The organism is Nocardia pseudovaccinii NBRC 100343 (assembly GCF_001613225.1).
GTDB lineage: Bacteria > Actinomycetota > Actinomycetes > Mycobacteriales > Mycobacteriaceae > Nocardia > Nocardia pseudovaccinii.
In genome coordinates this window covers 1-11,893 of sequence record NZ_BDBY01000281.1, presented here as the reverse complement: position 1 = coordinate 11,893, position 11,893 = coordinate 1, and the positions used below count along the sequence as shown (strand labels likewise).

Below are 11,893 nucleotides of genomic sequence, written 5' to 3'. Positions count from 1 at the left end.
AAGAACGAGTCATCAGCTCCCACCAGCCGCACGCCGAGAACCTGCGCGAACAGTTCGGCGATCCGCGATTCCAGCGGACCGGACGGCGCCCGCGACACCGTGGCGGTGAACTGCGGCTCGGGCAGCGCGTTGCGGTCGAGCTTGCCATTGGTGGTCAGCGGCACCTCGTCGAGAACGACGATGGCCGAAGGCACCATATGCGAAGGCAGTACCCGCGCCGCGAATTCCGTGAGCCGGTCCGCGTCGACAGCACGTTCCGCCACGCGACGCACATACGACACCAGTACTGTTGCGCCAGCGGCGGTTTCGTGGCCGAGAGTGACCGCGAATTCGACATCCTCGTGACCGCCGAGCACCGCATCGATCTCACCCAGTTCGACACGGAAGCCGCGAACCTTCACCTGGAAGTCGCTACGCCCCACATAATCCAGCTCCCATGCGCCCGCGGGAGTCGCATACCAGCGGACCAGGTCGCCGGTGCGGTACATCCGGGCACCCGGCTCACCCCACGGGTTGGCGACGAAACGTTCCGCGGACAGCCCGGCTCGGTTGCGGTAACCGCGGGCCAGGGCGCCGCCCGCCAGATACAGCTCACCCGTCACCCCGGGCGGCACCGGATTCAGCCGCCCGTCCAGCACCAGTGCGGACATGCCGCGCACGGGCGTGCCGATCGTAATGTGCTGTTCCGCGGTCAATTCCGCATACGACGAAATAATGGTCGTCTCGGTCGGGCCGTAGCCGTTGTAGTACCTGCGACCGGGCTGCCACTTGGCCAGCAGTTCCGGCGTGGTGACATCGCCGCCAACGGAGAGCATCTCGAGGTCGTCGAGGCCGGTCGGGTCCACCGTGCCGAGGACCGCCGGGGTGATGATCGCGTGCGTCACCCGTTCCGCGCGCAGCAGCTCAGCGAGTTCGGGCCCGCCCGGCACGGTGGAGGGCACGATCACCAGTGTCGCGCCGACCGAGAAGGCGCACAGCCATTCCAGTACCGACGGATCGAAGCTCGGCGCACAGATATGCAGGAAGCGACGCGTCGGCTCCAACCGGTACAGCTCGATCGCATGCGCGAGCAGGCCGCCGAGCCCGGAGTGGGTCACCGTGACGCCCTTGGGCATACCGGTCGAGCCCGAGGTGTAGATGACATAGGCCGGGTGGTGCAGACGCAGCGGAACGATCCGATCGGCATCGGTGATCGGCGCGGCGGATCGGTTGGCGCACAACGCTTCCGTCGTGGAATCGTCGAGTGCGAGCCACGGCACGTCATCGGGGAGGCCGCCGAGGTACTCGGTGGCGGTCAGTCCGACCACCGCGGCCGAGTCGGTCAGCAGGTACCGCACCCGTTCCAGCGGATGGTTCGGATCGATCGGCACATGTGCGCCACCGGCCTTGGCGACGGCCAGCACCGCGGCGACCATCACGTAGGAGCGCGGCAAGGCCAGCGCGACAAGGCTTTCCGGACCGACACCGCGCTCGATCAGCACCCTGGCCAACCGCGACGAGTACCGGTCGAGTTCGCGGTAGCTGATCGACCGGCCCGCATACCGGACCGCGACACGGTCCGCACCGTGGCGCAGCCCGCGCAACAGCAGATCGGGCAGCAGCCCACCCGCCATCACATGATCCGGCTGCACCCGCGTCAGGAATTCGACCTCGGAGTCGGCCAGCAGCGGCAGATCACCCACCGCTGTTTCCGTATCCGCGACAATCGCGGTGAGCAGCCGCACGAATCGATCCGCGAAGACGTGCACCGTCGCGTCGTCGAAAAGATCGCGCGCATAGGTGAACGCGGCGAACATGCCCGAACCCGACTCGCGAATCGCCAGCGACAGATCGAATTTCTCGATGATGAGATCGAAATCCACCGGAGCGACCTGCAACCCGGGCAGCTCGAACGAGTTGTCCGGCAGGTTCTCGAACGAGAGCGCAACCTGGAACAGCGGATGCCGTGCCGTCGACCGTTCCGGTTCGAGCAGATCCACCAACCGCTCGAACGGGATGTCCGCATGCGCGAAGGCCTGTAGGTCCACATCCTTGGCGTGGGCCAGCAGTTCGGCGAAGGTGCTGCCGCCCGATACCTCGGTGCGCAGCACGAGCGTATTGACGAACATGCCGATGACATCGTCGAGTTCGGCCTCGCCACGTCCGGCGACCGGCGTTCCGATGGCGATATCGCCGGTGCCCGACAGCCGCGCCAGCAGTACCGCCAGCGCGGCGTGGACCACCATGAACAGGGTCGCATTGTGCTCGCGGGCCAATCGCAGCAGCGCCGCGTGCAACTGCGCATCGATCGGGATATCGCACCGCCCGCCGACGAACGACGGGACGGCGGGCCGAATCCGATCCGACGGCAGGTTCAGCTCATCCGGCAGCTCGGCCAGTGCCTGCCGCCAATACGACACCTGCTGTCCGGCAAGCGAATCCGGATCCGATTCCGAGCCGAGTACCGCCCGCTGCCATATCGCGAAGTCCGCGTATTGCACCGGCAATGGCGTCCACGTGGGCGCCGAACCACCGGTGCGCGCGACATAGGCCAGCATCAGGTCACGGGTCAGCGGCCCCATGGACCAGCCATCGGCGCTGATGTGATGGGCCACGAGCACCAGCACGTAGTCGCCGTCGCAACGCAGCAATTCGGCACGCACCGGCACTTCGGCGGTCACATCGAACCCGGCACCGACCAGCTCGACGATTCGATCCCGCAGCTCATCAACAGTGATGTCGAGGACCGTCAGATCCGGAACCGACTGTCCCACAGGCAGAATCACCTGATACGCGATACCGTCGCGAGTCGGATACACGGTGCGCAGCACCTCGTGCCTGGCAATCACATCTGCGACCGCCAAGCGCAGCGCATCGATATCCAGCGCACCGGACAGCCGCACCGCGACCGGCACGTTGTACGCGGCGGAAGCGGTATCGAACTGGTTCAGGAACCACATTCGCTGCTGCGCCAGCGACAACGGCACCCGATCCGGTCGCGTACCCGCCGCCAATGCGAGGCGCCGACCGGAGCCGACCCCATGCTCCACCCGGACCGCCAGTGCCGCGACGGTGGTCGCCTCGAACAACACCCGCACCGGTACCTGTGTATCCAGCGCAGCGCCCAGGCGCGCCGCCACCTGGGTTGCGATCAGCGAATTGCCGCCGAGCGCGAAGAAGTCGTCATCGATACCAACCCGAGCCACCCCGAGCACATCCGCGAACACCCCGGCGACGATCTCCTCGATCGGCGTCGACGGCGCACGGAAGACCTGGGTTTCGAACTCGGGCGCGGGCAATGCCTTTCGATCCAGTTTGCCGTTGACGGTGCGCGGCAGCGCGGCCAGGACCACATAGGCGGCAGGCACCATATAGGACGGCAGTACTTGGGCCAGCGCCGACTTCACCTGTGCCACATCGATATCGACGCCCACCAGATACGCGACGAGCCGATCACCGGTCCGCTGATCGGCATCCGCGATCACCGCCGCCTGCGCGACCTCCGCCAACGCGACCAATGCCGCCTCGATCTCACCCAACTCGATCCGGAAACCGCGGATCTTCACCTGGAAGTCGGTGCGGCCGCGATACTCCAACTCACCATCAGCATTCCAGGCCACCAGGTCACCGGTGCGATACATCCGCGCACCCGACTCGAACGGATTCGCCACGAACCGCTCCGCGGTCAGATCGACCCGCCCGAAGTAGCCACGCGCCAATTGCGCACCGGCCAGATACAACTCACCCGAAACACCAACAGGCACCGGACACAACCGCGAATCCAGCACGTAGACGCGGCTGTTCCACTCCGGCGCACCGATCGACACCGACACCGAATCCGCATCGGTCACCCGATGGCTGGTGACCGACACCGCCGCCTCGGTCGGACCGTACAGGTTGATCAGTTCCTTCTGCGGATAGGTGTCCCGGAATCGCTGTGCCAGCCCCGCGGGCAATGCCTCACCGATGACCAGCACCCGCCGCAAGGTGAACGGCAGCCGACCGGTCAACAGCGCGTCCAGCATCGACGGCACCACATGCAGTGTGGTCACCGACTCCCGCGCCATCAGATCGTTCAGATAATCCGGATCGCGATGCCCGTCCGGGTGGGCCAGCACCAATCGCCCGCCGAATACCGCCGCCGACCAGAACTCCCACACCGACAGATCGAAGGTGGCGGCCGTCTTCAACAGCACCGCATCGCCGGGACCGAGCATGAATTCGCTGGTCTTCCACAGCAATTGGTTGACGATCGCGGCATGCGACACCGCGACCCCCTTCGGCCGCCCCGTCGAACCCGATGTGAAGATCACGTACGCGGTATTCGCCGCGCGCAGCGGCCTTGCCCGCTCACCATCGGTGATCGGTGTCTCGGCGAGCCAACCGAGGTCGAGCCGGTCCAGTCGCACGACCGGTGCCAGGTCGGTATCGAAACCCGCCGCCGCATTGGTCAATACGCAGACCGGTGCCGCGGCACCCAGTATGTAGTCGGTCCGCGCGGCGGCCTGATCCGGATCCACCGGCACATACGCGGCACCGGCCTTGGCCACGGCGTACATCGCGACAACCAGATCCACCGAGCGGCGGAAGGCGAGCACCACCCGCGACTCCGGGCCCACACCTCGCGAAATCAGATGCCGCGCAAGACGGTTCACTCGCCCGTCCAGCTCGGCATAGGTCACCGGTTCGCCGTCCGCACCCATCAGCGCCACCCCACCCGGTGTGGCGGCCACAGTCGCATCCAGGAGCGACACCAGCGTCGCCGACGCATCCACCGCATGGTCGGTCGCATTGCGACCGTAGACCAGCTCGGTCCGTTCGGCAGCGTCGAGCAGTTCCAGCTCACCGACTACGGTGCGCGGTGCGGCGGCGATCTCGCCGAGCAAGCGCGCGAACCGAGCCACGAAGCTCTGAACCGTCCGCTCGTCGAACAGATCGTGTGCATAGGTGACGGCACCGCTGATACCCGCGGGCCGACCCGACTCGTCGTAGTGATCGCCGATGATCCAGTGCAGATCGAACTGCGACACCGCGGCATCGAAGTCCACCGCCGCGACGGTCAGTCCGGGCAGCTCCAGACTCGTCGCGGCAAGATTCTGGAACGACAACCCCACCTGGAACAGCGGATGCCGCGCGGTCGAGCGAACCGGATTCAGCACCTCGACCAGTCGTTCGAACGGCACATCGGCATTGGCGAATGCCCCCAGATCCGTCTCGCGCTGCCGCGCGAGCAGTTCGGTGAAGGGTGCGGATTCATCGACCCGGGTCCGGAACACCAGGGTATTGACGAACATGCCGATCAGCTCGTCCAGCGCCGCTTCACCACGACCGGCCATCGGCGTACCGACGGCAATGTCATCGGTACCCGACAACCGGGCCAGCAGTACCGCCAATGCGGCGTGCACGACCATGAACAGCGTCGCGCCCTCGGAGCGCGCCAATTCGACCAGCGCACGGTGGGTTTCGGCATCGATAAGCACCGGAACCTTGCCACCGGCGAAGGACTGCACCGGAGGCCGCGGCCGATCCGTCGGCAGATCCAGCTGATCGGGCAGCTCCGCGAGTGCGTCCCGCCAGTAGGCAATCTGTCCGGCCGCCGACGACTCCGTGTCGTCCTCGCTGCCCAGCAGTTCGCGCTGCCAGATGCTGTAATCCGCGTATTGCACCGGCAGCGGCGTCCAGCCGGGCGCGGAACCGGCCGACCGTGCGGCGTAGGCGGTCATCAGGTCGCGCGTCAGCGGTCCCATCGAGGTGCCGTCACCGGCGATATGGTGCACCACCAGCGCCAATACGAATTCGACAGGCGCGTCCTCGACCTCGAACAAGCCGACCCGCAGCGGCACCTCGGCGGTCACATCGAATGTCGTCGAAAGCAATTCGCGCACGGCGGATTCGAGCTGTTCGGCCGCAACCGACCGGACCGTCAGCTCGGGAATCGATTGGTCCGCGGGCAAAATCAGCTGCACCGGCCCGGAATCGGTGTTGGGGTATACCGTCCGAAGGACCTCGTGACGCGCAACCAGATCCGCGACCGCCGCCCGCAGCGCGGCCACATCCAGCGCACCGCTCAATCGCACCGCGATCGGGATGTTGTAGGCCGCCGATGCGGTATCGAACCGATTCAGGAACCACATCCGCTGCTGCGCCAGCGACAGCGGAATCGCCTCCGGACGCGGCCCGGCAACCAATGCCTTGCGGTCGCCCGCCCCCGCGTGTTCCGCCACCGCGGCGGCCAGCCCGGCCACGGTCGGCGTCTCGAAAAGCAGACGCACCGGAATCCTGGCATCCAGCGCGGCACCGAGGCGCGCCATCAACTGGGTGCCGATCAGCGAGTTGCCACCGAGTTCGAAGAAGTCGTCATCGGCGCCGACCGGCACGTCGAGCGCGAGAACATCGGCGAAGAGTTCGGCGACTACCGGCTCGATCGCACCCGACGGCGCTCGGAAGGTCTTGGTGCGCAATTGCGGTGCGGGCAGCGCCCGCCGATCCAGCTTGCCGACCGGAGTCAGCGGGATCTCATCGAGCTCCATAATGGCGCTCGGCACCATATGGGCGGGCAGTTTGCGTGCGGCCAACTCGGTCAGTTCCGTCGTATCGATGGCAACACCGTCGACGGCACGCACATATGACACCAGAATCGTCGCGCCGCTGTCCTGTTCGTGACCGATGGTGACCACGAAATCGACGCCGTCGTGCGCGGCGAGCACCGCATCGATCTCACCGAGTTCGATGCGGAAACCGCGGATCTTCACTTGGAAATCGTTGCGCCCCAGATACTCCAGCTCTCGCTCGGCCGTCCAGCGCACCAGATCACCGGTGCGGTAGAGCCGCGAACCCGGCTCACCGAACGGATCGGCCACGAACCGAGCGGCGGTCAGGCCGGGTCTTTCGTGATAGCCGCGGGCCACCTGCGCACCGGAAATATAGAGTTCGCCGACGACCCGGCCCGGCACCGACGCGAGCTCCTCGTCCAGCACATATTCGGTGATCCCGCGGATCGGCCCACCGATGGTCACCGGTTCGCCCGGCACCAGCGGTGCGCTGATATTCGTCATGATCGTGGTCTCGGTCGGACCGTATCCATTGAAGAATTCCCGCGTGCGGCCATCCGCGATCGGCACTACCCAGCGTTGCACCAACTCCGGTGGACAGGCCTCACCGCCCGCGACCACCACGCGCAATTCGTCCAGCCCGTCGGCGGGCAGCGAGGCGAGCGCGGCCGGAGTGATGAAGGCGTGCGTCACCCGCTCCCGGCGCAGCAGCGCGGCCAGTTCCGCGCCGCCGTACACCGTCGGTGCGGCGACGACCATGGTCGCGCCCCGGCTCAGCGCGAGCAGCAACTCCAATACCGATGCGTCGAAGGAGGGCGAGGCGAAATGCAGTGTGCGCGAATCGGCGGTGAGCGTATAGCGTTCGCGCTGCTCATCACAGAAATTCGACAGCCCGGCCTGGGTGACGACCACACCCTTGGGCGTTCCGGTCGATCCGGAGGTGTAGATGACATAGGCCGGATGCTCGGCACGCAATTGCCGGATCCGATCCGTGTAGGTGATCGGTTCCGCCGAATATGCCGCGATGTCCGAGGTATCGATGGCGAGCCACTCCGGGCCGCCGGGCAGATCCACCGCCGCGACGGTGAGGCCGAGTGCCGCACCGGAATCCGACAGCATGTGCGCGATGCGATCGGCAGGGTAGTTCGGGTCGACGGGCACGAATCCGGCACCGGCCTTGGCGATCGCCCACACCGCGACAATCGATTCCGCCGAACGCGGGATACCGACCGCGACCAAATCCTCCGGACCGATACCGCGCTCGATCAGCAAGCGGGCCAAGCGGTTCGACCGATCATCGAGTTCGGCATAACTCAACTGCGCCAGCGTCGCTGTGGCATCGGCGAAGACAACCGCGACTCCGGCCGGATTGGCCTCGACGGCGGTGGTGAGCAATTGCGGCAGGGTCTTGATCCGCGCGCGTCGAGTCCGGTTGGGCCGCTCGCGATTAGGCCGCGTCATCCGCGGAACCCCTGTCGCGCACCGCGCGCGAATGCCAACACACCTTCGAACAAGCCGAGCATTTCCGGGACTACTTCCTAGCGTTTGTCGTTACATCTCAACCTCCCCCCATGCACCGTCATCTACTCAGCTCGACACCACCGGCAGCAGCTCATCCAACGGCACGATCTCGGCCGATTCGGGCACCACGACCTCGGCGGATGTGCCCTGCTCGAGCACCACCGCCCGCAGATCCGCCAGCTGGGCGGTATCGATGGCGGCCAGCGCGGCCCGATCGGCGATCAGATGCGTCACCCACTCCTCGGCGAGTGACGCACCCAGGTCTTCGGCACCCGGCACCACGATCAGACCGGCCCCGGTCGCACCGGCGCTCACCACCTCGAGCAGCGTCGCCGCCGAATCGGACCGGCCGTGCTGGAAGGTGCGCGATTCGAAGGTCAGGTCGGTGCGGACACGCAGGCGATCGGCCGCGGTGGCCAGCTCGTCGTAGCTCATCCGCACCCCGGTCGCGGCGATGACGAGGGCCGGATCGGACCCGCTGAGCACCCCGGTCCGATTCGCGTGGTTCACCGGTCGCAGTGATTGCGCAGAAATTTCGGCGCTGGTCGCCGCATCGTCGAGGCGCAGCCATTCGATGCCGTCACCGATCGGACTCGCATCGGTGGTCAACCCGACCCGCACGGAGACCTCATCCGGTATCGAAGACTCGTCCGCGGGCAGCAGTACCAGCGCCGCACCCGCCTTGAGCACCGCCCACGCGGCCACGGCCCAGTCGGGACCGCGCTCCAACCGGATCGCCACACCCGTCCCCGGACCGCAACCACGCCCGATCAGCACCCTGGCCAGCTGAGACGACTTGGCATCGAGCTTCCGGTAGGGCATTTCCTCCTCGCCCCACACCAGTGCGGGCGCGTCCGGATCGTCCTCCACCGCGGCGGTCAGCAGGTGGGTCAGCTCGGTGCCGTCGGTGGTGATCGTGGCGTCGCTCGCGGTGCGAACCGGATCCTGCTCGTCGACAATATCGATGCCGCCGATGCGCACGCCCGGATCGGCGACCACAGCGGTCAGAATGCGCTCCAGCATGCGCCCCAGCCCACGCACTGTCGATTCCTCGAAAAGGTCTGCGGCATAGGTGAATACCGTCACCAGCTCATCCGGCGTCCCATCCGCCCGCAGGCGCGGTTCGACGACCACCTGCAGATCGAACTTCGCGACGGCCTCGCCCGCGTCCAATGCCGCGACGGCGAGTCCCGGCAGCTCCAGACTCGGCTGCTCGAGATTTTGGAAGACGAGCATCACCTGGAACAACGGACGTCCGGGGGCGATCACCTCGACTACCCGCTCGAACGGCAGATCAGCATGCGCGAACGCGGCCAGATCCGTCGCACGCGTCTGCTCGACCAAATCGTCGAATGCCATGCCGCGCTCGACCGATGTGCGCAGCGTCAGCGTATTGACGAACATGCCGACCAGCTCGTCCAACGCCCGCTGACCGCGCCCGGCGATCGGCGTGCCGATGGCGATATCCGAACCACCGGACAGCCGGGCGAGCAGGACGGCCAGCGCCGCGTGCACCACCATGAACACTGAGGATCGATGCTCGCGCGCGATCCGGACGAGACCCTCGTGCACCTCGGCGGGCACGGTCCAGCCGACCGATGCGCCACGCCCCGACGCCGCCACCGGACGTCGACGATCCAGCGGCAACACCGGCGCGCTCGACAGCCCGGCGAGCTGCTCACGCCAGTACGCCAATTGCCCTGCGGCCACCGAGTTCTCGTCGTCATCGGTGCCGATGACCTCGCGCTGCCAGAGTGCGAAATCCGCGTACTGCACCTGAAGCGGCGACCAGCCGGGAGCCGCACCGCCCACGCGAGCGAGATACGCGGTCACCAGATCCCGAGCCAACGGGGCGAGCGAAGCGCCGTCGGCCGAAATGTGGTGCACCACGACAACGAGCACAAACCCGTCCCCGTCGGCCAATAGTCGAGCCCGCACCGGAACCGCTTCGGTCACATCGAATCCGGCCGACGCCAGCTCGACGACCCGGCCGAACACATCGGTGGTGGTCTCGACCTCGAGCCCATCGGGCAGCACCTCGGCGGCAGGCAGAATCTCCTGATACGCCTGCCCACCGGTACCCGCCGTGGGGAACCGGGTGCGCAGCGCCTCGTGCCGCACCAGCACGTCCTCGACGGCCTGGCGCAACGCCGCGACATCCAGCTCGCCGGACAGCCGGATCGCGAACGGCAGGCTGTATGCCGGAGATTCCGGATCGATCCGATTGAGCACCCACATTCGTTGCTGGGCAAGGGAAAGCGGCACCTGCTCCGGGCGCTCGGCCTTGGTCAGCGGTACGCGCGCGGTGGCGGCACGGCCCGCACCGGGGATGATTCCGGCGGCGAGTGCGGCGACGGTCGAAGTCTCGAAAAGATCGCGCACGGCGACATTCGTATCAAGCGCATCGTTGATTCGCGCAATGACCCTGGTAGCCAGCAGCGAGTTACCGCCGAGTGCGAAGTAGTCGTCATCGAGGCCGACCCGCTCGATGCCGAGCACCTCGGCGAAGACGGCAGCGACGATCTCCTGCGTCGCGGTGATCGGAGCGCGGAATTCGCGTGCGGTGAAGGTCGGCGCGGGCAGTGCCTTGCGATCCAGTTTGCCGCTGGTATTCAGTGGGAAGGCATCCAGCGCCACAATGGCGGCCGGAACCATATACGCCGGAAGCGCTTCGGCCACCGCGGTCCGCAATTCCTGCGACTCGACCTGCTGCCCCGGCCGCGGCACCACGTATCCGACCAGCTGATCTTGCGCAACCAATGCCGCGGCTTGGCTGACCGAAGGTTGCGCGAGTAGCGCGGTCTCGATCTCGCCGAGTTCGATGCGCTGACCACGGAACTTCACCTGGAAGTCGCTGCGGCCCAAGTACTCCAACCGGCGCGGGTCCGCGCGCCAGACGACGAGATCACCGGTGCGGTACATCCGCGCCCCGGCGGTGAACGGGTCGGCGACGAAACGATCCGCCGTGAGATCCGGCCGGGTGACGTAGCCGCGCGCCAGTTGGGTCCCAGCCAGATACAGCTCGCCGACCACCCCGGCAGGCACCGGCCGCAATCGCGAATCCAGCACGTAGACCTGCGAATTCCACTGCGGCAGGCCGATCGGCACGGTGGTCTGTTCGATCGCGTCCGCGCGCCATGCGGTGATCGACACCGCCGCCTCGGTCGGTCCGTACAGGTTGTGCACCGCCGCATCCGATACCGCACGCAGCGCGGTCACCGTCTCCGGCGGCAATGCCTCGCCGATCACGAAGATATCGCGCAGGGTCGGGCAGGACCCGGGCGTCAGATGCGCGGCGAACACCGTCAACATCGACGGCACGAAGTCGGTGACAGTAACCCGTTGCGTGGCAATCATTTCCGCGAGATAGGCCGGATCGCGATGACCGTCGGGCGTGGCGACCACCAGCTTCGCACCCGCGCGCAACGGCATGAAGTACCCCCACAGGGATACGTCGAATGTGGTGGCGGTCTTCTGCAGATACACATCATCGGAACCCAGCGGGTAGTGCGCGAGCATCCACTCGATCTGGTTGTTGATGGCCGCATGGGTGACCGCAACACCTTTCGGGCGGCCGGTGGAGCCCGAGGTGAAGATGACGTAGGCGGGACTGTCCAGCGAAACCGGCCGCAACAGTTCCGTCGGCAGCACCGGATCCCCCGAGAATGCCGACAGCTCAACGGTATCCAGGTACACCACCGGCGTATCGCCCGTTGAAACGGCATCGGCCGTCGTGGTCAGCACACAGACGGGTGCGGCGGTATCGAGGATATGCGCGATCCGCTCCCCCGGATGATCCGGATCCAACGGCACATACGCACCACCGGCTGTCACGATCGCAT

The 11,893-nt window shown here is 66.6% G+C and carries 1 protein-coding gene and 1 pseudogene; both read right to left on the bottom strand.

Annotation, left to right across the window (positions count from 1 at the left end; genetic code table 11):
• Nucleotides 1-7,937: pseudogene (locus NP3_RS34290) on the bottom strand (non-ribosomal peptide synthetase); the annotation flags it as partial.
• A gap of 180 nt (nucleotides 7,938-8,117) precedes the next feature.
• Nucleotides 8,118-11,893 (bottom strand): non-ribosomal peptide synthetase (locus NP3_RS34285; RefSeq protein WP_157124738.1); only part of this gene is annotated, 3,776 nt, incomplete at its 5' end.